22 protein-coding genes are annotated in these 24,944 nt (G+C 65.1%); 10 read left to right on the top strand and 12 right to left on the bottom strand.

Annotated elements, in window-relative coordinates:
• Positions 1-42: 42 nt before the first annotated feature.
• The 3 genes from ACWAT4_RS34165 to ACWAT4_RS34155 all read right to left on the bottom strand — a co-directional run bounded on the left by ACWAT4_RS34165 (position 43) and on the right by ACWAT4_RS34155 (position 1,289).
• Positions 43-438 (bottom strand): GFA family protein, encoded by a 396-nt coding sequence (locus ACWAT4_RS34165; RefSeq protein ID WP_449729163.1) that lies wholly within the window; start codon positions 436-438, stop codon positions 43-45.
• Positions 435-809 carry a hypothetical protein gene (locus ACWAT4_RS34160; protein WP_449729162.1) on the bottom strand — a complete coding sequence of 125 codons (375 nt, stop codon included), beginning with the start codon at positions 807-809 and terminating at the stop codon, positions 435-437. Before ACWAT4_RS34160 ends, ACWAT4_RS34165 begins: the two co-directional genes overlap by 4 nt.
• A 102-nt stretch (positions 810-911) precedes the next feature.
• A complete protein-coding gene (locus tag ACWAT4_RS34155) occupies positions 912-1,289 on the bottom strand; it encodes a tautomerase family protein (protein ID WP_449729161.1) in 378 nt (125 codons plus the stop codon).
• 169 nt (positions 1,290-1,458) lie between these two features.
• Here ACWAT4_RS34155 and ACWAT4_RS34150 point away from each other — a divergent pair, with 169 nt between their 5' ends.
• On the top strand, positions 1,459-2,058 hold the full coding sequence (locus ACWAT4_RS34150; protein ID WP_449729160.1) for a TetR/AcrR family transcriptional regulator: 600 nt from the start codon (positions 1,459-1,461) through the stop codon (positions 2,056-2,058).
• A gap of 90 nt (positions 2,059-2,148) precedes the next feature.
• On the opposite strand, the gene ACWAT4_RS34145 is transcribed toward ACWAT4_RS34150, so the two are convergent.
• From ACWAT4_RS34145 to ACWAT4_RS34135, 3 genes are read right to left on the bottom strand one after another with little or no spacing between them, the layout of a single operon-like run.
• Positions 2,149-2,553, bottom strand: coding sequence for a hypothetical protein (locus tag ACWAT4_RS34145; RefSeq protein WP_449729159.1), 405 nt, complete (start codon positions 2,551-2,553; stop codon positions 2,149-2,151).
• A gap of 11 nt (positions 2,554-2,564) precedes the next feature.
• Entirely contained in the window at positions 2,565-3,065 is a 501-nt protein-coding gene (locus ACWAT4_RS34140; RefSeq protein WP_449729158.1) for a hypothetical protein, read from the bottom strand.
• A 40-nt stretch (positions 3,066-3,105) separates the two neighbouring features.
• Positions 3,106-3,270, bottom strand: a complete 165-nt coding sequence (locus tag ACWAT4_RS34135; protein WP_212300107.1) for a hypothetical protein — start codon at positions 3,268-3,270, stop codon at positions 3,106-3,108.
• A 157-nt stretch (positions 3,271-3,427) separates the two neighbouring features.
• On the opposite strand from ACWAT4_RS34135, the gene ACWAT4_RS34130 reads away from it, so the two are divergent.
• The 4 genes from ACWAT4_RS34130 to ACWAT4_RS34115 all read left to right on the top strand — a co-directional run bounded on the left by ACWAT4_RS34130 (position 3,428) and on the right by ACWAT4_RS34115 (position 12,361).
• Positions 3,428-5,110: a methyl-accepting chemotaxis protein gene (locus tag ACWAT4_RS34130; protein ID WP_212300106.1), complete on the top strand. Its 1,683-nt coding sequence runs from the start codon at positions 3,428-3,430 to the stop codon at positions 5,108-5,110.
• A 155-nt stretch (positions 5,111-5,265) separates the two neighbouring features.
• Positions 5,266-6,987, top strand: coding sequence for an AMP-binding protein (locus ACWAT4_RS34125; RefSeq protein WP_449729157.1), 1,722 nt, complete (start codon positions 5,266-5,268; stop codon positions 6,985-6,987).
• A gap of 12 nt (positions 6,988-6,999) precedes the next feature.
• Complete coding sequence (locus ACWAT4_RS34120) at positions 7,000-10,305, top strand: acetyl-CoA carboxylase family protein (protein WP_449729156.1); 3,306 nt, start codon at positions 7,000-7,002, stop codon at positions 10,303-10,305.
• 205 nt (positions 10,306-10,510) lie between these two features.
• Positions 10,511-12,361 carry a sigma-54-dependent Fis family transcriptional regulator gene (locus ACWAT4_RS34115; RefSeq protein WP_212300103.1) on the top strand — a complete coding sequence of 617 codons (1,851 nt, stop codon included), beginning with the start codon at positions 10,511-10,513 and terminating at the stop codon, positions 12,359-12,361.
• Positions 12,362-12,368: 7 nt separating this feature from the next.
• On the opposite strand, the gene ACWAT4_RS34110 is transcribed toward ACWAT4_RS34115, so the two are convergent.
• A complete protein-coding gene (locus tag ACWAT4_RS34110) occupies positions 12,369-12,923 on the bottom strand; it encodes a flavin reductase family protein (protein WP_212426527.1) in 555 nt (184 codons plus the stop codon).
• Positions 12,924-12,982: 59 nt separating this feature from the next.
• Entirely contained in the window at positions 12,983-14,080 is a 1,098-nt protein-coding gene (locus tag ACWAT4_RS34105; protein ID WP_212426526.1) for an LLM class flavin-dependent oxidoreductase, read from the bottom strand.
• Positions 14,081-14,300: 220 nt separating this feature from the next.
• On the opposite strand from ACWAT4_RS34105, the gene ACWAT4_RS34100 reads away from it, so the two are divergent.
• Together ACWAT4_RS34100 and ACWAT4_RS34095 are read left to right on the top strand one after the other, a co-directional pair.
• Positions 14,301-15,215: a 2-dehydro-3-deoxygalactonokinase gene (locus ACWAT4_RS34100; protein ID WP_212426525.1), complete on the top strand. Its 915-nt coding sequence runs from the start codon at positions 14,301-14,303 to the stop codon at positions 15,213-15,215.
• A 13-nt stretch (positions 15,216-15,228) separates the two neighbouring features.
• Positions 15,229-15,861: a 2-dehydro-3-deoxy-6-phosphogalactonate aldolase gene (locus tag ACWAT4_RS34095; protein WP_449729155.1), complete on the top strand. Its 633-nt coding sequence runs from the start codon at positions 15,229-15,231 to the stop codon at positions 15,859-15,861.
• A gap of 94 nt (positions 15,862-15,955) precedes the next feature.
• Here ACWAT4_RS34095 and ACWAT4_RS34090 read toward each other — a convergent pair whose 3' ends face one another.
• Both ACWAT4_RS34090 and ACWAT4_RS34085 read right to left on the bottom strand, forming a co-directional pair.
• The gene (locus tag ACWAT4_RS34090; RefSeq protein WP_449729154.1) at positions 15,956-16,321 is read right to left on the bottom strand and encodes a hypothetical protein; all 366 of its coding nucleotides are present in this window, start codon (positions 16,319-16,321) and stop codon (positions 15,956-15,958) included.
• 66 nt (positions 16,322-16,387) lie between these two features.
• On the bottom strand, positions 16,388-17,296 hold the full coding sequence (locus tag ACWAT4_RS34085) for a PaaI family thioesterase (protein ID WP_212446445.1): 909 nt from the start codon (positions 17,294-17,296) through the stop codon (positions 16,388-16,390).
• Positions 17,297-17,429: 133 nt separating this feature from the next.
• Here ACWAT4_RS34085 and ACWAT4_RS34080 point away from each other — a divergent pair, with 133 nt between their 5' ends.
• Complete coding sequence (locus ACWAT4_RS34080; RefSeq protein ID WP_212300097.1) at positions 17,430-17,750, top strand: hypothetical protein; 321 nt, start codon at positions 17,430-17,432, stop codon at positions 17,748-17,750.
• A gap of 42 nt (positions 17,751-17,792) precedes the next feature.
• Here ACWAT4_RS34080 and ACWAT4_RS34075 read toward each other — a convergent pair whose 3' ends face one another.
• Together ACWAT4_RS34075 and atzD are read right to left on the bottom strand one after the other, a co-directional pair.
• Positions 17,793-19,262, bottom strand: coding sequence for an amidase (locus ACWAT4_RS34075; protein WP_449729153.1), 1,470 nt, complete (start codon positions 19,260-19,262; stop codon positions 17,793-17,795).
• 112 nt (positions 19,263-19,374) lie between these two features.
• The gene (gene atzD, locus ACWAT4_RS34070; protein ID WP_212426521.1) at positions 19,375-20,487 is read right to left on the bottom strand and encodes a cyanuric acid amidohydrolase; all 1,113 of its coding nucleotides are present in this window, start codon (positions 20,485-20,487) and stop codon (positions 19,375-19,377) included.
• Between the two features lie 1,268 nt (positions 20,488-21,755).
• Here atzD and ACWAT4_RS34065 point away from each other — a divergent pair.
• Together ACWAT4_RS34065 and ACWAT4_RS34060 are read left to right on the top strand one after the other, a co-directional pair.
• Positions 21,756-24,095, top strand: a complete 2,340-nt coding sequence (locus ACWAT4_RS34065; protein ID WP_449729152.1) for a Tex family protein — start codon at positions 21,756-21,758, stop codon at positions 24,093-24,095.
• A 331-nt stretch (positions 24,096-24,426) separates the two neighbouring features.
• Positions 24,427-24,894, top strand: coding sequence for a hypothetical protein (locus tag ACWAT4_RS34060; RefSeq protein WP_449729151.1), 468 nt, complete (start codon positions 24,427-24,429; stop codon positions 24,892-24,894).
• Positions 24,895-24,944: the final 50 nt, after the last annotated feature.

Raw genomic sequence — 24,944 nt, 5'->3', positions numbered from 1 at the left:
GACGCAGCCTTACGCCACAGCGTGCATGCTGCACGCTCAGCTTCAATCCTCCACCGTCAATCCATCCCCGTGCACATACCATTCTGCGCGTGACGCCCACTGGACATGCCAGTCGGGTGTCGCGCCGAGCGGCTCGTCGAACGCGCCGGCATGGATGATCGCCTCGCGCCCGCTGCGTGTGAGGTGTGGCATCGGGCTGCCGCAGGCTTTGCAGAATGCGGTGGCAAAGCTGCGTGCATTGGGCAGATCGAAGCGAGCGACAGATGCTTCGCCGCGCAGCCAGCGCAGTGCGCCGGCCTTGACGACCACCTCGCAGGAATGCGCGGTCCCGGTCGCCTTGCGGCAACGCGAGCAATGGCAGTTGAGAAAACGATCGAACGGACCTTCGACCTCGAAAGCGACCTTGCCGCACAGGCAGCTTCCCCGGAACGTAGTCATGTCACTCCCCGTCCGGCTCGGCCGGCTGCTCGGCTGTCTCCTCCGCATGAACCGGAGAGGCGCCGCGCGCGCTGCGCAACCGGATCATCGTGTCGATCACGTCGACGTCGACTTTCAATATGTCGAGATCGCGTCATCTCCCGTACTTCCTGGCCCTTCCGCGCCAGTTCTTCGGAAACGTCGACCGCCATCTTGCGCTCGGTCACATTGCCTTGCGTGTTGACGAACAGCTTGGCGCGCATCCATTCGAGCCGCGCCCGCTGAGTGTCGCGCTCGAACTTCTTCTCCGCATAGCGACGGCGCGCCTCAGCATAAGCGCCGACCAGCGCGGTCTCCGGCAGGCTCCACAATTGCTCGACCGGCATGGTCATGTGGTTCAGGTCCTGAGTTCGGCTCGGCGGAGGCTCGCTCCGCGGCCCATCAGACCCTTCCGGCCGGTAATTCTCAAGAGGGTCTTGGCAGGCCCTTCGAACTCACGCGAATTGCGCGATGCCGTGGCTGACGGACCAGTTCTCCGCGGGGGCATCGAGCACGTTGACGAATACGTCCTCGGGGCGGATGCCGGGATTGTCGCCGAGCAGGTCGGCGATCCGGCGATAGAGCGCCTTCTTCTGCTCCGGGGTGCGCGAGGCGAACACGGTGATCTGGATCAGCACGGCATCCTCGCTGCGCTTGACGCCATAGGCGTTGCCACAGCGGAAGTTCGCGGGCGACAGCTCGCTGATGGTCATGAACTCGTCGCCTTCAGGTACGTTCAGCGCCTCGCGCATGGCGCGATAGAGACCGTCGAGGATGGCCTGCCGATAGGAATCCGGCTTTCCGGCGCGCATGGAAATGTGAAGGAGAGGCATGAGCTGGTCCCTTTGCATGCGGCCCCGACCGGCCGCGGCGCATGCAAGCGCCGGCCGCTCGGCCTATTGACGAAATGGGCTATCAATCCCGGCTAGTATTTGACACGATGTCCAGAACCATATTCTTGACACCGTGTCAAATAATACCTGCGAGGCAGAGGAGCATGATTTGAGGCCCCGCGAGTTCGATCACGACGACGTCCTGCGCATCGCGTTCGACCAGTTCTGGCGCAAGGGCGTGCGCGGTACCTCGCTGTCCGACATTGCGCGCGATGCCGGGGTGCAGCGCGGCAGCCTCTACAATGCGTTCGGCAGCAAGGAGGCTCTGTTCCTCCAGGCCTATGAGCGCTATGCCGGCGACTATCTCGTTGCTCTGCAAAAAGCACTCGGCGCAGGTTCGTTGCGCAAGCGCCTCACCGCGTTCTTCGATCTGACCATCACCAATTTCCGTTCCGGCTCGCCGCCGCGCGGATGTCCGACGACGCGGGGGCTGATGGAGCTCGGCGCGGCTGAAGGCGAGGGGCTCGATGAAGACGCGCGGAAGGCCTTTGCGAACCTGGTGTCGCGCATCACGGCCCTGGTTCAGGACGCATTGTCCGCGGGGACCGAGCGCGGCGAATTCAGCGGCAACCCGGCGGTCGCGGCCCTGCACATCGTCACGGTCACGCGCGGCCTCGCCGTGCTCGAACGGGCTTTCGACGACGAGCCGCAACTGCGCAGGATCGCGGCCCACACCATTGACCTCGTGCTCGGCAAGGGCACTCGCTAGGGCGTTTTCGAGCGTGGATACCCGGTTCGCGTCAAAACAAGAATCTAGAGCGCCTGTTCCGATTCCTTGGGAACGGGAAGGCTCTAGGCCTCAGCAGAACGCGAGTGCGTTGACGGCCTGCGTGGCCGCACGCTCCTGCTCGATCCCGACGAACTGGCCGACGACGGTCTTGAGCTCTGCGGCCTCCCTGCGGCGAGCAACGGCCAGGACGCGCATCAATTCCGCCTCGTCCTTTGACAGCCGCCGGCACGATGGTGGCATGAAGCAGAGATCACAGGGGCGTCCGCTGCGCAGGATTCTGACCAGCGCGGCAACGCGGGCGACCAGCAGCGGGCTGTCGGTAATGCCGGGCGCCTCGTCGGCAAAGCGATAGGCCGCCTCCCAGCAATCGGAGGCGCCGGTCGCATAGGCAGCCCCAACGAAGCGGAAAAGCGAGAGCGCCGTTCGGCAAAACTCGTCGCAGCCTTCGATGCTTCGCTGCTCGTCCTGCTTCATGAACGATCTCGTCAGTGCAAGGTGGGGCTTCCGACGAGCCAGCTCTTCATCGCCATCGTCTGCCCAACATTGAGAGTCCTGACGTGCCGATCCGGCAGGATGAGGCCGGCCATGCGGAAGATCGTAGCAAGTCCTTTGACGGGCGCGAGCGCCCAATCGGCGCCAACCGGCGGCAGCCAGCTTTTGAACTGTTCGCGCGAGATATCGATGCGCTGCTCTTGCGCCGCCACGATCGCGCGCAAGATTCCTTGCTCGCTCTCCGACATCTTCGGGCAGGTGGGGCAATGAACCTGGATGGCCGTATGCGCCGTGCACGCAAAGATCTCGATGATGGTCTCCAGCGAGGGCACGGCATCGCCGACGCGAAAATGGTCGTAGACCTCCTGGATATCCGCTGCGGTCGGAACGGCAGTCCCGCTTCGAGCCTTCGCTCGAAATCCCCAGATGAAGAGCCGCTCGGCTGCGCACAACGCAGGAAGGTCGAGCGGTCTGGTGTCTGTCGATTGATGCATGAAGTCTCTGGCTGTTCGTTACGCTGGCTATTGGCGCCGCTCACGCCCGGTTGGCGCAAGAGATCTGTCGCGATCGTTCTGCCAGCGGCACGCGCAAGTCAACGCCGTGAAGGCCGATATCGAGGTCTTCTAGAAACGCGCCAGCATTGAAGGCTCCTTGTTTGGAGCCATTCCAATGCAGCCGCAAATCGTCGACGAATTTCAAAGTGCGCTCGCACCGAGGGCCAGGTCGATCCTGTTGTGCGACTCGGGCGCGATCGCGCAGACGCGAAGGTCCACGTCGGGAACCTGATTGCTTAAAGCTTTGCTAAGACCATCGGGTTAAAATGGCATATCAGCCCCGCCAAATCTTGCGAGCACCGATGATTTTCTCCCGCATCAGTTTCAAGCTGGTTCTCATTGTCGGCATCAGCCTTCTCGGCATGATCGCGCTGGCGCCGATCGCGCTGTCGACCCTGCGCAGCCAGATGATCGCCGACCGCCAGGCCAAGACGCAGCACATGGTCGATGTCGGTTACGGCATCCTGGCGCACTACCAGAAGCTCGAGAGCGAGGGAAAGCTTCCGCGCGAACAGGCGCAGGCCGCTGCGATGGCCGAGATCAAGAGCCTGCGCTACGACAAGGTCGAGTATTTCTGGATCAACGACATGACTCCCAAGATGATCATGCACCCGATCAAGCCCGAGCTTGACGGCAAGGATCTCGCCGGGATGAAGGATCCCTCCGGCAACGCGCTGTTCGTCGGCTTCGTTGACGTTGTCAAGAAACAGGGCGCGGGCTTCTACAGCTACCTCTGGCCGAAGCCCGGCTTCGAGCAGCCGGTCGGGAAAATCTCCTATGTGAAGGGCTTTGCACCCTGGGGCTGGATCATCGGCACCGGCATCTATCTCGACGATGTCGACGCCGTCTTCCGCCAGGATGCGATGACGTTCGGCCTGGTGTGCCTCGTCGTGTTCGTGCTGGTGCTCGGCGCATCCTTCGTGATCGGCCGCAGCGTGACCCGGCCGCTGGCGAAAATCACCGGATTGACCGAGCGTCTCGCCGCCGGCGACAGCGCGTTCGAGGTGCCCTACACCAACCGAGCCGACGAGGTCGGCGGGCTCGCCAAGGCGCTGGCCGTGTTCAAGGACAATGCGTCGGCCGTGGGTCGGATGCATGCCGAGCAGCAGGAGACCAAGCAGCGGGCCGACGACGAGAAGCGCAAGACGATGGCCGATCTCGCCGGCAGGTTCGAGGCGAGCGTCCAGGCCGTCGTTCGCGACGTCTTCAACGAGGCGCGCGCGATGCAGCAGGCCGCGCAAGGCATGTCCGAGACGGCGAACAAGGCGACCGACCGCGCGAGCTTTGTCGCCACTGCCTGCCAGCAGGCATCGAACAACGTGCAGACGGTGGCTTCCGCTGCCGGGCAATTGTCGGCCTCGATCACCGAGATCAGCCAGCGCGTCGCGCAGGCTGCTTCCGTGGCGGACAAGGCGGCCGCCGATGGTCAGCGCACCAATGATACCGTGCAGGGGCTGGCCGCGGCTGCCCACAAGATCGGCGAGGTCATCGACCTCATCAACCAGATCGCCTCGCAGACCAATCTGCTCGCGCTCAACGCCACCATCGAAGCCGCGCGTGCCGGTGAGGCCGGCAAGGGCTTTGCCGTCGTTGCGAGCGAGGTGAAGTCGCTGGCGAGCCAGACCGCGAAAGCGACCGACGAGATCGGCGCCCAGATCACCGCGATCCAGGCCGAGACCAACCAGGTCGTTGGCAACATCGAGAGCATCCGGGCCACCATCATGGAGGTCAACGAGATCTCCTCGTCGATCGCAGCCGCGGTCGAAGAACAGGGCGCTGCGACGCAGGCCATTGCGCACAGCGTGCAGGAGGCAGCCTCCGGCACCGATCAGGTCTCGCAAAACATCTCCGGCGTCACCGACGCGACGGCGGAGACCGGCCAGGCCGCGGGTCTCGTGCTGCAGTCGAGCGGACGCCTGACTGAGAAGCTGCAATCGCTGGAGAACGAGGTCAGCGCCTTCGTTGCGGGCGTGCGAGCGGCCTGACGCGCAACCTTTCTCCGCGTATTTCCGCGTCACGGTATCGCCCGTGATGCCGACGAACTGTTTGTCTTGACATGACGTTCGCCGTGCTCGACGTGTAATGACGTCGGACGAAGGCACATCTGTGCCCGAAAAGAAAAAGCGCGCGGGAAGACGTCATGAGTGCAGGCCTCAACGAGAAGGACTACCTCGCCACCTTGCACGGCCTTTGGGACAAGGCTTGGCCCAAGGACATGCCGCGCTCGCCGAACTACCTGCATGGCGAAGTTCCCTTGACGGAATATCTGCGCGCCTGGGCCAAGAAGAGCCCCGCACGTCCCGCGGTGATCTTCTACGGGCACGTCACGACCTATGCCGAGCTCGACCAGCAGAGCGACCGCTTTGCCGCGCTGTTGCAGGCCAAGGGCGTGCGCAAGGGCGATCGCGTCGCGGTCTTCCTGCCGAACTGTCCGCAATTCCACATCGTGTTCTTCGGCATCCTGAAGCTCGGCGCCGTCCATGTGCCCGTGAGCCCGCTGTCGCGTGCGTTCGAGCTGTCCTACGAGCTCAACGACACCAAGGCCGAAGTGATCGTGGCACTCGATCAGCTCATTCCCGTCGTCGAGCAGGCGAGGGGCGAGGTAAGCCTGCGCGAGATCATCGTCACCAGCTTTGCCGATGTCGTGCCGGCGACGCCCGCATTTCCGACGCCGGACTCGATCCGCGCGCCGAGCATCGCGGTTTCAGGCGCGACCGATCTGTTGCCCGCGCTCGCAGCACAGTCCGCACCCACCGCGCTTCCGCCGCCCGGCCTCGATGAGGTCGCTGCGCTCAACTACACCGGCGGCACCACCGGCATGCCCAAGGGCTGCGTCCATACCCATCGCGACATGGTCTATACGGCCGCCGCCAATTACGGCATCTCGGTGCTGTCGGACGAGAGCAGCGTGTTCCTGTCGTTCTTTCCGGAGTTCTGGATCGCGGGCGAGAATTTCGGCCTGATCTTCCCACTGTTCTCCGGCGGAACGCTGATCCTGCTGGCGCGCTGGGATGCCGTCGGCGCGATGGCCGCGATCGACAAGTACAAGGTCACGATCATCGCGATGCCGGTTGATGGCGCGGTCGAGCTGATGGACCTTCCGCGCTGGAACGAGTTCGACCTGTCGTCGCTGAAGCAGGTCCGCGTCGTGTCTTTCGTGAAGAAGCTCAACGCCGACTATCGCAAGCGCTGGAAGGATCTCACCGGCACGATCCTGATGGAGGCGGCCTGGGGCATGACGGAGACCCACACCTCCAACACCTTCACGGCCGGCTTCCAGGACGACGATTTCGATCTCAACAACCAGCCGATCTTCGTCGGCCTGCCGGTCCCCGGCGCCGAGTTCAAGATCACCGATTTCGAGACCGGCGCATTGCTGCCGCTCGGCGCGGAGGGCGAGATCCGCGTGCGGACGCCGTCGCTGCTTAAGAGCTACTGGAACAAGCCGGAGGCGACCGCGGAGGCGCTGATCGACGGCTGGCTGCGCACCGGCGACATCGGCACCATCGACAAGGACGGCTTCCTCCACTTCCTCGGCCGCCGCAAGGAGATGTTGAAGGTCAAGGGCATGAGCGTGTTTCCGCCGGAGATCGAGGCGCTGCTCGGCCAGCATCCGAAGGTGCTGGGCTCAGGCGTGATCGGGCGCGACGACCCCGACAAGGGGCAGGTGCCGGTAGCCTATATCCAGCTCAAGCCTGAGGCCGTCGGCACCATCTCCGCCGAGGATCTGCGAGCCTGGTGTGCCGAGCGCATGGCCGTCTACAAGGTCCCGGAGATACGCATCATTGACGCGCTGCCTCTGACGGCGACCGGCAAGGTGAAGAAGCAGGACCTCAATCCAGACCTTCCTGCTGCCGTTTAGTTGAGAGATACGATGTCGTTCAAAAAGCTCCTGATCGCCAAACGCGGCGAGATCGCCATCCGCATCGCGCGCGCCGCCGCCGACGCCGGCATCGCCACGGTGGCGATCCATCCCGCCGACGACGCAATGTCGCTGCATGTGCGTGTCGCCGACGAGGCCGTCGAAATCCCCGGCCGCGGCGCGCGGGCCTATCTCGACATCGAAGCGGTCGTGAAGGCGGCGAAGAGCGCCGGCTGCGATGCCGTGCATCCCGGCTACGGCTTCCTCAGCGAGAACGCGGCGTTCGCGAAAGCCTGCGCCGATGTGGGCATCACCTTCGTCGGGCCGAAGCCGGCGGCACTCGAGCTGTTCGGCGACAAGGTCGCGGCGCGGCAATTGGCAAAGCGCTGCGGCGTGCCGATCATTGCCGGCACCGGCGGGCCGTCGAGCCTGGAGGAGATTACGGCGTTCTTCACCTCGCTCGGCAGTACTGCGGCGATCGTGATCAAGGCGATGGCCGGCGGCGGTGGCCGCGGCATGCGTGTCGTTGAGAAGGCTAACGATCTCGCGGAAACCTATGCGCGCTGCCAGTCCGAAGCCAAGGCGGCGTTCGGCTATGACGGCGTCTATGCCGAGCGGCTGATCCGGCAGGCCCGTCATATCGAGGTGCAGATCATCGGCGACCATCACGGCGCAATCTCCCATCTCTGGGAGCGCGAATGCACCATCCAACGCCGGCACCAGAAGCTGATCGAAGTGGCGCCGAGCCCCTCGCTCAGCGATGGCTTGCGTGGCCGCATCATCGAGGCGGCCAAGCAGCTTGCGGCGGCCGCGTCGTATGACAATCTCGGCACGTTCGAGTTTCTGGTCGATGGCATGGCTGAAGACAGCTTTGCCTTCATCGAGGCCAATCCGCGGCTCCAGGTCGAGCACACCGTGACGGAAGAGGTGCTCGGCCTCGATCTCGTCCGCGCCCAGCTCGCGGTTGCCGCCGGAACTTCGCTGGCCTCGCTTGGGCTGGCGCAAGGATCGATCCCGAAGCCGCGCGGCTATGCCATGCAGCTCCGCGTCAACATGGAGACGCTGGACGAGACCGGCGCGACACATCCGACCGGCGGCGTGCTCGCCGTGTTCGAACCGCCGTCAGGTCCCGGCGTCCGCGTCGATAGCTTTGGCTATGCCGGTTACAAGACCAGCGCGGCCTTCGACTCGCTGCTGGCCAAGGTGATCGTGCATACGCCCGGTGAAGCCTGGCACGATGTCGTGGCAAAAGCCTCGCGCGTCTTGCGCGAGTTCCGGATCGATGGCGTCGTCACCAACATCGCCTTCCTCCAGGCGGTGCTGGCGCATCCCGATTTCAGAACCAATCGCATTGCGACTGACTTCATCGATCGCAACATCGCGAAGCTGGTCGAGGCGGCGGATGGCGCGGCCAAGCCGCTCTACTTTGCCGCCGCCGAGCGAAGCGGTGCGCACGGTGCCGAGGCCCAGGTCGCGCCAGTCGTGCCGGAAGGCGCGGTCATGGTCGCAGCGCCCTTGCAAGGGACCATCGTCACCATCCAGGTGAAGGAGGGCGAGGTCGTCCGCCCGGGCCAGCAGCTTGCCGTGATCGAGTCCATGAAGATGGAGCATCTGGTCATGGCCGAGCAGGGCGGGCGTGTGACCAAACTCGTCGCCGGCGACGGCGTCACGCTACTGCATGGCGAACCGATTCTCTATCTCGAACCGCTCGACGTCGCGGCCGATAGTACGGCCGCGGAAGCGGAGATCGATCTGGATCACATCCGTCCCGATCTTGCCGAGCTGATCGCGCGCCAGGCCAACACGCTCGATGCGAACCGTCCAGCCTCGGTCGAGCGCCGCCGCAACACCGACCAGCGCACCGCGCGCGAGAACGTCGCCCAGCTCGTCGACGAAGGCTCCTTCATGGAGTACGGCAGCCTCGCAATTGCGGCGCAGCGCCGGCGGCGCAAGCTCGACGACCTCATCAAGAACACGCCGGCCGACGGCCTCGTGATGGGGGTCGCCACCGTCAATGCCGAAAAATTCGGTGGCGATGCCGCGCGCTGCATCGTCGTGGCCTATGACTACACCGTGCTTGCGGGCACGCAGGGCCACATGAACCACAAGAAGATCGACCGCATGCTCACGCTTGCGGAAGACTGGCGCGTGCCGCTGGTGTTTTACGCCGAAGGCGGCGGCGGCCGGCCCGGCGATACCGACCGGCTCGGCATGACCGGTCTCGATGGGCCGTCGTTCGTGCAGTTCGCAAGGCTCTCCGGCCTCGTGCCTGTCATTGGCGTTGTCTCCGGCTATTGCTTTGCGGGCAACGCCGCGATGCTCGGCTGCTGCGATGTCATCATCGCCACCAAGAACGCCTCGATCGGCATGGGCGGCCCCGCGATGATCGAGGGCGGCGGGCTCGGCGTCTATCATCCGGCCGAGGTCGGCCCGGTTTCGTTCCAGTCGCCGAACGGCGTCATCGACATCCTCGCCGAGGACGAGGAGGAGGCGACCTCCGTCGCGCAAAAATACCTGTCCTATTTCCAGGGCGCGGTGACGGACTGGGAGGCTGCGGACCAGCGCCTGCTCCGTCGCGCGATCCCTGAAAACCGCCTGCGCGTCTACGACATCCGCAGCGTGATCGACCTCGTCGCCGACAAGGATGCCGTGCTGGAGTTGCGCCGCGACTACGGCGTCGGCATGATCACCGCGCTGATCCGCATCGAGGGCAAGCCGTTCGGTCTGATCGCCAACAATCCGCGCCATCTCGGCGGGGCCATCGATGCCGATGCCGGCGACAAGGCCGCGCGCTTTCTCCAGCTCTGCGACGCCTTCGATCTGCCGATCGTCTCGCTCTGCGACACGCCCGGCTTCATGGTCGGCCCGGAGGCCGAGAAGACCGCGATCGTGCGCCACGTTTCGCGCATGTTCGTCACGGGGGCGAGCCTTACCGTGCCGTTGTTCGGCATCGTGCTGCGCAAGGGCTATGGCCTTGGCGCGCAGTCGATGATCGGCGGGGGCTTCCATGCCTCGTTCTTCACGGCGGCCTGGCCGACCGGCGAATTCGGCGGCATGGGTCTGGAAGGCTACGTCCGCCTTGGCTTCCGCAAGGAGATGGAGGCGATCGCCGATCCCGAGGAGCGCGAGACCTATTACCGCAACAAGGTCGCCGAGCTCTACGCCAACGGCAAGGCCGTATCGATCGCTTCCGTGTTCGAGATCGACAACGTCATCGATCCCGCCGAAACGCGGCGCTGGATCATGGCGGGTCTGCGGTCAGTCCCGAAGCCGCCGGCGCGAACAGAGAAGAAGCGGCCGTGTATTGATACGTGGTGAGGGCAGTGCAGCAAATGCAATGCGGCGTCATTCCGGGGCGCGCGTCAGCGCGAACCCGGAATCCCGAGATTCTCAGGTGCGCAATTGCGCACCATAGCTCGGCTCTTCGAGCCGCCCCGGAATGACAGCGAAAACCGGTTCCCGATTGACATCCCCGCCCGTGCTGCCAGACTTTGCACAATAATACAGGGTGGAGACGTCCGCGATGGCCAGCCTTTCGGCCTCGAACCATGTCGCCCGTGTCTTGTCCGTGGCCAATCACGTGGCCGACGTCGACGCATCGTCGCGCATCGAAAACTCCTGGCGGCGCTGCCTGATCAGCCACAAGCTCGATCCTGCCCGTCAAGGCCCGCCGCAGACCCTCACCGAGGCCGAGGTCCGTCACGTCGCCGAGCCCATGGAAGAGACCATCCGGCTGCTCACGCCCGAACTCGACGATCTTGCCCGCGTGCTGCGGGACGCCGGCTATTGCGTCAATCTGGCTGACGTGAACGCGACCATGCTGTTCAGTCGCCTGCCGGGCGAATCCGATGCGCGAATGTTCATGGACTGGAAGATCTATACCGGTTCGAACTTTGCCGAGACCTTTGAGGGCACCAACGGGCTCGGGACAGCGCTTGCCGAGCAGAAGCCGATCCTGGTGCACCGCGACGAGCATTTTCGTGCGCAATGGCACATGTTCTCCTGCGCGGTGGCGCCGTTATTCGATCAGGCCGGGCGGCTTGCCGGCGCGGTCAACATCACCTCCTGCCGCGAGGATCTCGAACGCACTGCGCATCAGCTCGCGCTCGCGGTGACCATGGAGGCGACGCGGCGGATGGAGGGCGCGATCTTCCGCGATCATTTCCGCAACGCCTGGATCGCGACCGTGCCGGGCGACGGCGGTAGTGGTCTGCTCGCTTATGACGACGACCGCCGCATCGTTGGCGCCTGCCGGCAGGCGCGCGCATTGCTCGGCCTCACCGATGGCCTGATTGCATCGGGTATCGATCTGTCGCGCTACATCAAGCTCGATCCCTCGCGCCATGCGGACGAGCTCGTCGAGTTGCGCCGCGCCGACGGCCGTCCGCTGGGACGGAGCCATGTTACCCCGCCGCTGCGCGCAAAATCCTCCGCGCTGCGCCGTGATGCACCCGCCGATCGCTTCGACGCGCTCCACCGGCTCGCCGGACGCGATCCCGGCCTGGTCAAGAGCGTGAAGCGGCTCCGGAGCATCGGCGATCACAACCTGCCGGTGCTGCTGCACGGCGAGACCGGCGTCGGCAAGGATGTGTTCGCGCGTGCCATTCACGCCGCGAGCAATCGCGCCCGCAACAACTACGTCGCGCTGAATTGCGCGGCGATGCCGGAGAGCCTGATCGATGCCGAGCTGTTCGGCTACGAGGCCGGCGCCTTCACAGGCGCGCGCCGCGACGGCTCGAAGGGTCTGATCGTGCAGGCCGACGGCGGCACGCTATTTCTGGACGAGATCGGCGACATGCCGATCGCGTTGCAGACACGCCTGCTGCGCGTGCTGGAGAATCGCGAGGTCTGGCCGCTCGGCGCGCTCAAGCCGGTGCCGGTGGACATCCGCCTGATCAGCGCCACCCATCGCGATCTCGGCCGCATGGCGGAGGAGGGGGCCTTCCGCGCCGACCTCTATTTTCGCCTGCGCGGCATGGAGGTGCGGCTGCCGGCCCTGCGCGAGCGCGCGGATCGCGATGACATCATCCGCCAAATCGCATGCGAGGAGGCGCCGACCTGCCGCCTCTCGGGCGAAGCATGGGCGCTGCTGTCGACCTACTCCTATCCCGGCAACATGCGCCAGCTCCGTCACGTGCTGCGACTTGCCGGCTGTACGGCGGAGGGGGGCGTCATCGTGGATGCCGATCTCGATCTCCCGCCATTCGGAGGGAGGATAGCGGCGACCGATCTCGGAGCCGCCGAACGCGCGACGATCGTCGAGGCGCTTCGCAAGCACGGCGGCCGCGTCACCGAGGCGGCGCGAACGCTGAAGCTCAGCCGCGCGACACTGTATCGGAAGATCAAAGCGATGAAGATCGAGACCGCACAGTAGCGCACCCTTACGAAAAATCCGTCCAGCTCAAATGCCGCGAATCGAGATCGCCCACGGAAACTGTCTCGCGGATTTCCTGCGGCGTGTGGAAGCTGCTGCGCAGATACACCAGCGGTGCGGCCGCGGCCGAATGGGTCGCTCCGCGGACCTCGCCGACGAAGATCGAATGCGTCCTGGTCTCGAACTCCTGCGCCAGCGCGCAGTCGAACGCGGCGACCGCATCCGTCAGCACCGGCGCGCCGGTCACCTCGCGCGTCCATTGGCCGAACGCAAACCGCTCGTCGCCGTTGACGCCCTTCTGGCCGCTGAAGGTCAGCGCCAGCAGGGCGTGATCCTCGTGCAGAAAGTTGATCGCGAACGCGCCTTCCTCGCGGATGCGCGCGTGTGCGCTGGCGTTGCGGTTGACGCAGACGATCAGCGACGGCGGGTTGTCGGACAGCGAGGTGGCCGAGGTCACCGTCAGCCCGGTGCGCTTGCCGTGCTCGGCGCCGACCGTGACCAGTGCGACCGCGCCGGCGCATTGGCGCATCGCCTGCTTGAAATCCTTGGCGTCCACCGTCACGTCGACATCTCCCAAGAGAAATGGCGGGTGCGGCACGTTCGCGCCGCACCCGTATCCGGTCAAGCTGCCTTCTTCGCGGAGCCGAGATGCGTCAGGCGCGGCATCACTTCGTTCTTGAGCAGAGAGAGCGAGTGGTGCCAGGCTTCCGGCTTGTGCTTGTAGTCGAAGCCGAACACGCAGAGCACGCCGAAGCCGCCGACCTCGTCATAGATCGTCTCGATCTTTTCGGCGATGGTCGCAGGCGAGCCGACGATCCAGTTCCGCTTGGCGCAATATTCGACGGTGACGTCGCTGTCGGGCACGTCGGGCGCGTGCTTGAGATAGTCCTTGAAGCCGAAATGACCGAGCAGGGGCAGGAAGTACTCGCTCATCATCCGGCCCATCATGTCCCCGGTCGAAAGCTTCCAGGCCTCCTCATCGGTGTCGGCGACGAACACCTCGCGCACCAGACGCCAGTCCTGCCGGTTCGGCTTGCGGCCGGTCTTGGCGGCGCCGATCTCGACCGAGTCCCAATGGCTGGAGACATAGGCCGGGTTGAGGTTGAGGCTCATCGGAATGAAGCCGCGCTCGCCGGCGAGCTTCAGCGTGTCCGAATTCTTCGAGAGCCCGGCGACGCCGATCGGCGGATGTGGCGCTTGCAACGGCTTGATGTGCGGCTTGAGGAAGTCGAACATCGTGTCGGGCTTGGTCACCGTCCAGAACTTGCCCTTGTGCGTGAACGGCGCCGGCTCGGTCCACAGCTTCAGGATGATCTCGAGCGCCTCGCGGGTCATGTCGCGGTTCTGGCCGCTCATGCCGTCGACGTTGAACATCGCCCAGTCGCTCGGCAGGCCGGACGCAGCGACGCCGAAATTCAGACGGCCCTCGGAGAGATGGTCCAGCATCGCGACGCGGTTGGCGAGCTCTGCCGGGTGATGATAGGGCAGCAGGAAGCCGCCGGGGCCGATGCGCAGGCGCTTGGTCTGCATCAGGGCCTGCGCGATCAAGAGGTCCGGCGTGGGATTGGGTTCCCAGGGCGCGGTGTGGTGCTCGCCGATCCAGGCTTCCTGATAGCCGAGCTCGTCGAGCCAGCGCAGGACCTGCAGGTCCCAGTCATGTCCTTCCTTCAGGCCGCACTCCGGCGGATGCGAAGGCATCGTGAAATAGCCGATCTCCATGGGTTTCCTCATCTGATGTTGACGCGTCTTGCTGCGCGTTCGCTGACGTGAACGGGAATGGCTTCAGCAAGCGGTGTGCCAGCGCCGGGAGCGCCTCAAGCTTGCGAGAAAACGCTGGTTTAAGGCCGCAATAGCCGATATCCCGGGGCGGATTTGCAACGCGCCGTCTCATTGTCGCGAGACGGCGTCTCGGCCGTGAGACCTGAGGATACGATTCAAAATGACCGAACCTGCTTATGTCGCGGTGGACTGGGGCACGAGCAGCTTTCGGCTCTGGCTGGTCGATCGCACTGGCCATGTGCTGGCCGAGCGCCGCAGCGATGAGGGCATGATGGCCGCGGCCAAGGCCGGCTTCCCCGGCGTGCTGCAAGCGCACCTGGCCGCGGTTCAAGCGCCGGCTCATCTGCCAGTGCTGATCTGCGGCATGGCTGGGGCCAAGACCGGATGGGTCGAGGCCGGTTATGTCGATACGCCGGCGCCGCTGTCGGCGGTCCTCAAGCAAGCCGCCCGCGTACCGGGCGAGGGGCGCGACATCCGCATCCTGCCGGGCATCGCGCAGCGCGACACAAAAGCACCGGACGTGATGCGCGGCGAGGAGACGCAATTGCTCGGTGCGCTCGGCTTGGGAGCCGCAGGCGAGGCGCTGGTGTGCATGCCCGGCACGCATTCAAAATGGGTGCGCGTGAAAGATGGCACGGTCGAACATTTCGCGACGTTCATGACCGGCGAGCTCTTCAGCGTCGTGTCGCGCGAGACGATTCTCGCGCTCGCGGTGGCCGGCGCGGATGAGGCCGAGGATGTCGCGAGCTTCAAGGCGGCGGTGAATGCCGCGTACGAAGCGCCAGCCTTTGCAGCCAATCTTCTGTTCACCGCGCGGTCGCGTCAGCTGTTGTTCGGCGGCACGCCGGCCGCTGCGCGCGAGACGCTATCGGGCACGTTGATCGGCGCCGAACTGGCGGCAGGGCTTTCCGGCAGCGTGCCGAAGGCCGGCGTCACGCTGATTGCATCGGGCCGGCTGGCGGCACTGTACCGGCTTGCCTTCGGCGCGCTGAATGTCGAGGTGAACCCGATCGACGCTGATGAAGCGGTGCGCCGCGGCCTGTCGATGGCGGCTGCGGCGATCTGGACGAAGTGAGAGGATTTTTGAGATGAGCGTTCCCTTTCCGTCGATGAAGCGGCCCCTGGTCGCGATCCTCCGAGGCGTGAAACCGGAGGAGACCGAGGCCATCGTCGGCGTGCTGATCGAGGCCGGCATGACCGCGATCGAGATCCCGCTGAACTCGCCGGATCCGTTCCGCTCCATCGGCCTTGCGGCGAAGCTCGCGCCTTCAGGCGTGCTGATTGGTGCCGGCACGGTGCTGACTGCGGCCGATGTCGATCGTCTCAACGATGTCGGCGGCAAGCTCATGGTCTCGCCGAATGTCGACACCAAGGTGCTGGCGCGTGCACATCAGCACGGCATGGTGACGCTGCCCGGCGTGTTCTCGCCGACGGAAGCGCTGCTCGCCGCGCGCTCCGGCGCATCAGGCCTGAAATTCTTTCCGGCGAGCGTGCTCGGCGCGTCCGGCATCGCCGCGATCCGCGCCGTGCTGCCCGCAGGTGTGATGATCGCCGCCGTCGGCGGCGTCTCCGATCAGAATTTTGCCGAATACATCAAAGGCGGCGTCACGGCGTTCGGACTGGGGTCCAGCCTCTACAAGCCCGGGATGTCAGCCGCCGATATCGCCGCACGCGCGAAGGCGACGATCGACGCCTACGATCGAGCGATTGCGAAAGACTGAAGCCGCAATAACAAGCCGTGATGGTGCTGCGCGCGGTGATGAGTGGCCGTGGCGACGAGGTGATCGACCTCGCCAAAAGCAATCTGCTATGGCGTTAACCGCGCTTCGCCGACGGCACCGGCAACCGCTCATGGCGGCGCTGGAAGCGCTGCCAGTGCAGCACGATGCCGATCAGCGCGGCCGGCACGAAGCCGAGCACGATCAGGAAATGCGGCAGTTCCTTCGGCGAGATGAAGGCGATCGCGATGTCGGAGATCAGCCAGAGCGCTGCGAACAACACCGCGAAATCGGTGCGCGGGCAGCGCAGATAGTAGAACACGGCGGTGATGATCACGGCGGGCCCGATCGCGATCGCGATCATGACCGCGGTCAGCTCCTTCGGCGTCAGCGCGTCGAGCACCATCGACGCCAATAGCCAGATGGCGGCAAACATGGCGACGATGTCGATCGGATGCCGCAACCCACTACCTCTTGCTGGCTTGTGCCATCGTTGGGTTCCAAGCCCCGGCAGTCAAGCAGAATACGCCTATTCCTCGTCGTTTCCGGGTGTCGGGCGCAGCATGAAATGACCGAAGGCGGAGGCGATCGGCCTGTCGGGATCGTCTTGCCAGGCCCGCGCTTCGAAGGCGACGATACGCCGGCCCTGTTTCACGATCGAGACATTGGCGATGGTGTCGAGCGCCCGTCCGGAGCGCAAATAGTTGACGGTGAGCCCAATGGGCTTTGGCAGCGCCGCGATCCCGAGCTCACGCCGCACGCCGAGGATCGCGGTGGTCTCGAGGAAGGCGCCCGTCATGCCGCCATGGATGGCGGGGAGGATCGGGTTGCCGATGATCTTTGGCGAAAACGGCATGGTCAGCGTGCCGTCGTCGTTGACGCGAATGCCGAGGGCGCGCGCAAACGGGCTGTTGGCGAACGGACCGTCCGGATCCTCCGGCGCCTCCAGCGTCGGGATGTTGCGCGTATCCATCCGGCGGTCCGCAAGCATGTTGGTGCGGTTGGCGCCGATCATGAAGCAGGCGGTGGCGGTCGCCACCGGATCGTCCTCGGACTCCTGATACGCGGTGGAGCGCACGAAAGCGATCGAGCGCGTGGTGCGGTAGCACACCGAATGCGCCTTGATGTCGAGGCCTGGCGTGGCTGGCTTCTGGTAGTCGATGCGCAGGTCGAGCGTCGCGATGGCGCGGGTGCCATCGAGCGCGAGCTGCACCGCCATGCCGCAGCTTTCGTCCAGCATCGCGGTGACGACGCCGCCGTGAAGAACACCAGTCTCGGCGTCGCCGACGAAGACGGGCCGGTAGGGTAGGCTCGACCAGGCTTCGCCCGGCGCGAAGCGGTCGAGCTGGAGCCCGCTGATATGGCCGTAATCGGAGCGGCGGCCCTTGATGGCCTCGGCGAGTTCCTCGAACGGAAGCGTGGTCGGTGAGCTAGGCATGGCGATGTTCTAGACCAGTGTCGCGCACCGCGCAAAACCCCGTACGGCGGCGCCGCAGGGCCGGTTTGGCCTCGACAGAGCCGGCCGAAGCAACGATGGTGGGCGTTCGTTCCCTGCCCGCGAGGAGTATCCCATGACCGATCCCGAAACGCCCGCCACCAGTCAGGGGCCGGTCACCATTTCCAGCTCGAGCTCCGAGCGGGCCCCGATCATCTATTTTGACGGCGCGTCCTGCTTCGGCCATCACAACGGCGCGATCCAGATCGAGCTCGCCGCGAACCTGCTGATGCCGGTCGGTGCGGCGGTCAGGGTCGACGTGGTCCAGACGGCGCATCTGCGCTGCAGCGTGGCCGCGGCGCTGGCGCTGCGCGAAGCGCTCGACAAGGCGCTGGCGATGTACAAGCAGGGCCAGCAGCAACAGCAGCCAGAGGACATCCCGGCGGTGAAGAACTGAGATCGTGACAGGCGATCGCATCTTAGCGCGCTCGCCGCTCACCTAGCCGACATGCACCTTCGGTTTCTTGCCGCCGTTCCACTTGCCGTCGAGCGCGCGCTCGATCTGGGCTGCGAGTTGCAGCAGCAGGCCGTCATTGGCCTGTTTGGCGATCGCCTGGATGCCGAGCGGCAGGCCGTGGTCCTGGGCCGCCATCGGCATCGAGATCGCCGGCATGCCGCAGAGATTGGCGAGTGGCGTGAAGGCGAAGAAGCGCCAGAGATGACCGAACCAGTCGAGCACATCGGGGTTGTCGGAGATGGTGAGATATTCCTTCGTGCCGACCTTCGGCGTCGGCAGCGCGGTGATCGGCGTCAGGATCACGTCCCACTGCTCGAAGAAGCTGCCGAAGCCGCGTGAGGTCGTGTTGAACACGGCCTGCATCCTGGCCCGGTCGGCGAAGCTGGTGTGCAGTCCGGCTTCCCAGATCCGGATGTTCATCGGCTCGATCAGATCCTCCGGCGGGCGCTCCAGCCCGTGCGCGGCCAGCATGTTGGAGATCACGACCGAAAAGTTCGAGATGTAGCAAGTGGTCTGCGCTGCGAAGGCAGCGCGGAAGTCGAGCTCGGGTAGCGCGTAGTCGACGTGATGGCCGAGGCCTTCGAGGAAACGGCCGGTCTTCTCCAGCTCGGCCGCGATCTCCGGCGTCGCGGTGTAGTCGCCCCAGGTGTGGGACAGCGCGATGCGGAGTTTCGACGGATCGCGCTTGATCATCTCGGAATAGGGCTGCGCCGTGGTCCAGAACGGCATGAACTCGCCGGGCGCGGGCCCACGGGCATGGTCGACGAACGCGGCGGTGTCGCGCACCGTGCGCGACTGGCAGCCCTGGATCGAGACGAGGCCGGTGAGATCGGACATGTGCGGCGCGAGCGAGAACACGCCACGCGAGACCTTCAACCCGATATTGCCGTTGACGCCGGCGGGAATGCGGATCGAGCCGCCGCCGTCGGTCGCGTGCGCGATCGGCACCACGCCGGCCGCAACCATCGCGGCGCTGCCCGCCGACGAGCCGCAGGTGGTGTAGTCGGTATTCCAGGGATTGCGGGTGACATACACGGCCGGATTGTCGGCCGAGCTGCACACGCCGAATTCCGGCGTCGTCGTGCGTCCGATCAGGTTGAGGCCTGCCTGGCGGAATTTGCCGGTCAGGAACGTGTCGGCAGCGGCGCGGTTGCCCCGCATCAGCAGCGAGCCCATTTCCTGCAGCCGGCCTTTCATCGTCGGTCCCAGATCCTTCATCAGGATGGGCAGGCCGGCGAAGGGACCCGCGAGATTGGCGCCGTCCTTGGCGGGATCGGCGATCACGTCATCGAACAGCTCGACCACGCCGGACAGTGTCGGATTGACCTTTGCAACGGCGGCTGCAGCCTGATGTGCCAATTCCTTCGCCGTCAGCTCGCCCTTGCGGACGCGCGCCGCAAGTCCGACGCCATCATGCTGCGTCCATTCGTTCCAGCTCATCGGCAAAGTCATGAAGTCAAAATCCCCTCGAGGTGCGGCGCCAGCTTTTTCGCATGGGCCCGTATGAATCAACTGAGCCGGCGCGAGGGGCAGGGTTGCGTGGGGCGCGGAGAGGTCGCGGTTGCTAGGGCTTTAGCCGTGCGATCGCCGCAACCGGGCCGCCGCCGGCGGGGCCCTGATGCTCGGCGCCACCGGAGACGTAGACCGCGCTGGTGCCGGCAAGGCCGGCGATCAGGCCGCCGACCGCGGCACGGGCGTGGCGTGTCGAGCTGATGTCGGTGTCCTCAAGCATGGTGTGGCGGCAGCCGCGTACGGTGCCATCAGGCGAGGCCTCGGCCTTGGCGAAGATGTTGACGAGCTCGCGGTTCGCGACAACTTGTGGTGCGACCCCAAGACCAACACTCGTCAGCGCCGACACCACCGCCGGCGCATCGATCGCGTCGCTCATCACGGCATGCCCGATCTCGAACTCGCTCAGCGACCCTTCCGAATTGCCGAGCACGATGACGACATTGTGCATCAGCTCGATTCCGGACGAGGTCGAGGCGACCTTCGAGAACAGATCGTAGCGCCGCAGCACGTCGTCGTCGTGGATGTTGGCGGGGATCTCGCCGAGCGCGACCGCAACGCCGAGCGCTGAGGCACCACGCGAATAGGCCATCGAGCTATAGGCGCTGATCGTCGCCGTCTTGTTGCCGCGCGCGCTTGCCGCTTCGACACGCTCGCTGGTCAGCAGCGGGCACTTGATCTGCACGAAATGGACGTCAGTGGCATCAGTGATGCCCGCGTCCGCCATCGCCGCCTTCACCGCCTTGGCCGTCTCGGTGATCTGCGCGGAGCGGCCGAGCTCCTCGGGGAGGAAATCGCGGGTCTGCGCCATGCCGATGCTTAGGCGCTTGCCGGAGACGCCGGCCGGCGGTGTCGCAACCTGCTGGCGAGTGAACACCGTGATGTGCGGGCTGAGCACGCCTTCGGTGCCGCCTGACATCACGAAAGCGATGCGCTGCTCCACCTCGTGCGGCGTCAGGCCGAGTTTCGGCGCCAGCGCCGTGCACAGCGCGGCGACGGCATACTCCCGCGTAAAATCATTGACGCCGCCATTGCCCTCGGTCTTGCCGAGGATCGCCAGGATCGAGGCCGGATCGATCGCGCCTGTAACGATCAGGCTCATGAGGCCGGAGACGTCGCCAGGCCCCTTGGTGGCGATCTTGAAGACGCCGGCCGATGTTGTCCGCATGGATGGTCCTCGTGGGAAGTTCGGTGGTCCGGCGCGCCCAACAGCCGTGGAAGCGCGGTGGATGTCAAGCGGCGCGCCAATCTCCATTGTCGTCCTGGCGAAAGCCAGGACCCATATCGCGTGATTTATCGGTTGTGGCCGGCATCAGTACCGAACGACGAGTCTTCGCCAAACTCCTCCCTGGGGTAATGGGTCCTGGCTTTCGCCAGGACGACACCGGAGTTGTGTGACGAGCACTGGCGACGGCGATCACCCGCGCCCCTGTGTCCCGTGCGTGTCAATGCCATGGCTCAAAAATATTTCGCTTTACCGAAATTCGGATTTGTCGTACACGACACCCATCCTGATCCGGCGAAAAGGGGCGGTCGTACGTCGTCGCGAACCGCGGATCGGGCTGCGGTGGACGCTGGGCAGCGCCGTCGCGGATGCGAGTGGCAGGGCGGGGCAGTGGATTGAGCCGAGCCCCGTGAGCTGCTTGCAAGCCGCGTTGTACGAACGGCGCCTTGTGCTGCGAAGCCCCTTGGGGCGAAGCAGGATTTGCCTGCGTACGGCAAAACCGTGTGGTCCCGGCCGTCGTTGCTACGGTCAAGCGCTTTGCGAATGCGGCATTGGCGTCAACCGGCGCAATGTCGGTGACTTTCGCAGGCGCGAGGGAGGCCAGAAGGAATTCGGCTCCCGGGAGAGCACGGCATAAGCCGTCCGACCACTGCGCAGGGAAGGCCGTGTGTTCGGCTTCACCTGTATGCCGCTGTGCAGGTCTTTTTGCGCTACACGCGCACGGCGGACCGTGGGTGCCAGCCGGCACCCGGCCTTCCCTGCGCCCTTTGTTTGCAGAGGGCGTGAAGCGAACAGCAAAACTCGGGCGAAACGCGCCGCGAGAGCGAGAAGGCGTGTCTGCGAATCGAAATGTTCATTGGAGGAGCCGGTTGCCGCCCCTTGCTCCGTCATTGCGAGCGCCTTGTCCGCCGAAGCTCGAAGAGCGAAGGTGGAAGCAAAGCAATCCAGAGTCTTTCCGGGGAGGGATTCTGGATTGCTTCGTCGCAAAGGCTCCTCGCAACGACGATGGAGGGAGCGTGTGCCTCAACTTCCGCTATCTGCCCCCCGCGACATCCCCACGATTGTGGCGAGATCGCATCGGTTCAACAAAAAATCCTCTGTCGACGGTTGCGCGCCGCACCTTGATGAATCAACCTTGGTTGGTCCATAAGCGGCCTCCCGCGGCCGGATTTCGGTTTGCGTCGCGTGCTTGGATATAGAGGAAATCTCGCGTGGCAAATATCAACCAGAAAATTGCGCAGGAGCTTGGGGTACGGGCGGAGCAGGTCGAGGCGGCGGTGACGCTGCTCGACGGCGGCGCCACGGTTCCCTTCATCGCCCGCTACCGCAAGGAAGCGACCGGTGCGCTCGACGACGCGCAATTGCGGACCCTGGAGGAACGCCTGGTTTACCTGCGCGAGCTGGAAGACCGCCGCAAGGCGATCCTCGAATCGGTCCGCGAGCAGGGCAAGCTCGACGCAACGCTGGAAGCCTCGATCATGGCCGCGGACAGCAAAGCGCGCCTCGAAGACATCTACCTGCCGTTCAAGCCGAAGCGCCGCACCAAGGCCGAGATCGCCAAGGAGGCCGGCCTCGAGCCGCTCGCCAATCAGCTCATCGCCGAGCCCGGCAACGATCCGAAGGTCGTGGCCGAAGGCTTCATCAACGCAGAGAAGGGCGTTGCGGATGCCGTGGCCGCGCTCGACGGTGCCCGCGCCATCCTGGTCGAGCGCTTCGACGAGGACGCCGATTTGATCGGTGTGCTCCGTGAGGAGATGTGGACCAATGCGCGGATGGCCTCCAAGGTGCGCGAGGGCAAGAAGACCGAGGGCGAGAAATTCGCCGACTATTTTGATTTCTCCGAGCCGCTGACCAAGCTGCCCTCGCACCGCATCCTCGCGATGTTTCGCGGCGAGAAGGAAGAGATTCTCGATCTCCAGATCCAGGCCGAAGCCGAGGCGCCGCCCGCCGGCGTGCCCGGCGCCTATGAACTGAAGATCATGAAGCGCTTCGGCATCACCGACCTCAAGCGCGCCGGCGACCGCTGGCTGATCGACACCGTGCGCTGGGCTTGGCGCACCAAGATCCAGGTGCATCTCAACATCGACTTGCGCATGCGGCTGTGGAACGCAGCCGAGACCGAGGCCGTGCGCGTGTTCGCCTCGAACCTGCGCGACCTCCTGCTGGCCGCGCCCGCCGGCACCCGCGCCACCATGGGCCTTGATCCAGGCTATCGCACCGGCGTCAAGGTCGCCGTCACCGACGCGACCGGCAAGGTGGTCGATACCGCCGTGATCTATCCGCACGAGCCGCAGCGGCAGTGGAACGAGGCGCTCGCGATCCTCGGCAAGCTCGCGATCAAGCATCGCGTCGAGCTGATCGCGATCGGCAACGGCACTGCCTCGCGCGAGACCGACAAGCTCGCCGGCGATCTGGTCAAGGGTCTGGCCGAGCTGAAAATGAGCAAGATCGTGGTGTCGGAAGCGGGTGCGTCGGTCTATTCGGCCTCGGCTTTCGCCTCGGAGGAACTGCCCGGCCTCGACGTCACCCTGCGCGGCGCGGTCTCGATCGCCCGCCGGCTTCAGGATCCGCTCGCCGAGCTCGTCAAGATCGAGCCCAAGGCGATCGGCGTCGGCCAGTATCAGCACGATCTCGGCCAGGCCAAGCTCGCCAAGTCGCTCGATGCCGTGGTCGAAGACTGCGTGAACGCGGTCGGTGTCGACGTCAACACGGCCTCCGCGCCGCTGCTCGCCCGCGTGTCGGGCGTCGGCTCGGGCCTCGCGCAGAGCATCGTGGCGCATCGTGATGCCAACGGCCCGTTCAAGTCACGCAAGGCGCTCAAGGAGGTGCCGCGGCTCGGCCCGAAGGCGTTTGAGCAGTGCGCTGGCTTCCTGCGCATCCTCGGCGGCGAAGATCCGCTGGATGCCTCCGGCGTGCATCCGGAAGCCTATCCGGTGGTGCGACGGATTCTTGAGGCCACCAAGAGCGACATCAAGGCGCTGATCGGCAGCAGCGAGATCGTGCGCACCTTGAAGCCGAAGGATTTCGTCGACGAGACCTTTGGTCTGCCGACCGTCACCGACATTCTGCGCGAACTGGAAAAGCCCGGCCGTGACCCGCGTCCGGCGTTCAAGGCCGCAGTGTTCAAGGAGGGCGTCGAGGAGATCAAGCATCTCCAGAAAGGCATGATCCTCGAGGGCACCGTCACCAACGTCGCCGCCTTCGGCGCCTTCGTCGATATCGGCGTGCACCAGGACGGTCTCGTGCACATTTCGGCGATGTCCAAGAACTTCATCAAGGATCCGCGCGAGGTGGTGAAGCCCGGCGACATCGTCAAGGTAAAGGTGCTGGACTTCGAGGTCGCCCGCAAACGCATCTCACTGACGCTGCGCCTCGACGACGAGGTCGGTGCCAAGAAGGATGCGCCCGGCATGCAGCGCGACAACAACACACGCAACCCCGCCCGCATGACCTCGTCGGCCCCGCGCAAGCAGGAATCCTCCGGTGGCGGCGGTGCACTCGCCGAGGCGATGCGCAGGGCGGCGGAGAAGAACAACGGCAAGCGGGCGTAATCTCTGAACCTCTCCCCGCTCTTTGCGGGGAGAGGTCGGAATTCGCGCTGAAAGCGCGGATCCTGGGGTGAGGGGCAGGGTAACCTGCGAGCCGGACGAATTGTCCATCGGGCTCCGGCCTGCTGTCCCCTCAAGCTCAAATCGTATTCGTGGAAGCAGCCCCTCACCCCACCCTCTCCCCGTAAGAACGGCGCGAGGGAGCGATAGAGCCCAGCCTCCCTAACTTCCGCGTCAGAATCTGGCGCGCTTGTAAGTTGAACGTGCCTGTCCCTTCCTCTCTGATCCCCTTGGTGCGGCAGCAATATCGCCGCGCAGCACGGAGGATGCTTCGATGGACAACAGGCTTCTCAAAGGCCTCACTGCGGTAGCGATTGTTGCGGCACTGGCACTCGCATCGCCCGTTCTCGCCCGAGGGGGCGGCGGCGGTGGCGGTCACGGCGGTGGATTTGGTGGCGGCGGCCATTTCGGCGGCGGTGGCATGCGCGCCGGCGGCTTCGGTGGCGGCATACATGTCGGCGGCATGGGCGGCGCGCATTTCGCCCATGTGGGTGGACCAGGCCTTGGCGGGCCCTCCTTCGCCGGCGCACGCTTCGCGCATGCGGCGATCGGGCCGCATTTCGTCGGTGCGGGTCGGCCCTTCATCGGCCGGCATGCCTTCTTCCACCACCACCATTTCCGCCGTTTCGCCGTCTTCGGCGCGCCCTACTATTATGACAACTATTACGATGGCTGCTGGCGCAGGAGCTTGACGCCCTATGGGTGGCAATGGGTCAATGTGTGCGGGGATACCTGGTATTAGCATCGCGGGCCCGCACCATTGTCGCGATCGCCGCCGGGTGGTTCCGCTCA

This window comes from Bradyrhizobium sp. T-1 (assembly GCF_053592855.1).
The sequence above is the reverse complement of the archived record's forward strand: the minus strand, read 5'-3'. Positions and strand labels throughout refer to the sequence as shown.

Coding starts and splice junctions, on each gene's coding strand:
- ACWAT4_RS34120 (WP_449729156.1), top strand. CDS start 7,000: ATGTCGTTCAAAAAGCTCCTGATCGCCAAACGCGGCGAGATCGCCATC.
- ACWAT4_RS34085 (WP_212446445.1), bottom strand. CDS start 17,296: ATGCCTAGCTCACCGACCACGCTTCCGTTCGAGGAACTCGCCGAGGCC.
- ACWAT4_RS34140 (WP_449729158.1), bottom strand. CDS start 3,065: ATGCATCAATCGACAGACACCAGACCGCTCGACCTTCCTGCGTTGTGC.
- ACWAT4_RS34125 (WP_449729157.1), top strand. CDS start 5,266: ATGAGTGCAGGCCTCAACGAGAAGGACTACCTCGCCACCTTGCACGGC.
- ACWAT4_RS34155 (WP_449729161.1), bottom strand. CDS start 1,289: ATGCCTCTCCTTCACATTTCCATGCGCGCCGGAAAGCCGGATTCCTAT.
- ACWAT4_RS34100 (WP_212426525.1), top strand. CDS start 14,301: ATGACCGAACCTGCTTATGTCGCGGTGGACTGGGGCACGAGCAGCTTT.
- atzD (WP_212426521.1), bottom strand. CDS start 20,487: ATGCGGACAACATCGGCCGGCGTCTTCAAGATCGCCACCAAGGGGCCT.
- ACWAT4_RS34145 (WP_449729159.1), bottom strand. CDS start 2,553: ATGAAGCAGGACGAGCAGCGAAGCATCGAAGGCTGCGACGAGTTTTGC.
- ACWAT4_RS34160 (WP_449729162.1), bottom strand. CDS start 809: ATGACCATGCCGGTCGAGCAATTGTGGAGCCTGCCGGAGACCGCGCTG.
- ACWAT4_RS34060 (WP_449729151.1), top strand. CDS start 24,427: ATGGACAACAGGCTTCTCAAAGGCCTCACTGCGGTAGCGATTGTTGCG.
- ACWAT4_RS34095 (WP_449729155.1), top strand. CDS start 15,229: ATGAGCGTTCCCTTTCCGTCGATGAAGCGGCCCCTGGTCGCGATCCTC.
- ACWAT4_RS34165 (WP_449729163.1), bottom strand. CDS start 438: ATGACTACGTTCCGGGGAAGCTGCCTGTGCGGCAAGGTCGCTTTCGAG.
- ACWAT4_RS34080 (WP_212300097.1), top strand. CDS start 17,430: ATGACCGATCCCGAAACGCCCGCCACCAGTCAGGGGCCGGTCACCATT.
- ACWAT4_RS34105 (WP_212426526.1), bottom strand. CDS start 14,080: ATGGAGATCGGCTATTTCACGATGCCTTCGCATCCGCCGGAGTGCGGC.
- ACWAT4_RS34075 (WP_449729153.1), bottom strand. CDS start 19,262: ATGACTTTGCCGATGAGCTGGAACGAATGGACGCAGCATGATGGCGTC.
- ACWAT4_RS34130 (WP_212300106.1), top strand. CDS start 3,428: ATGATTTTCTCCCGCATCAGTTTCAAGCTGGTTCTCATTGTCGGCATC.
- ACWAT4_RS34115 (WP_212300103.1), top strand. CDS start 10,511: ATGGCCAGCCTTTCGGCCTCGAACCATGTCGCCCGTGTCTTGTCCGTG.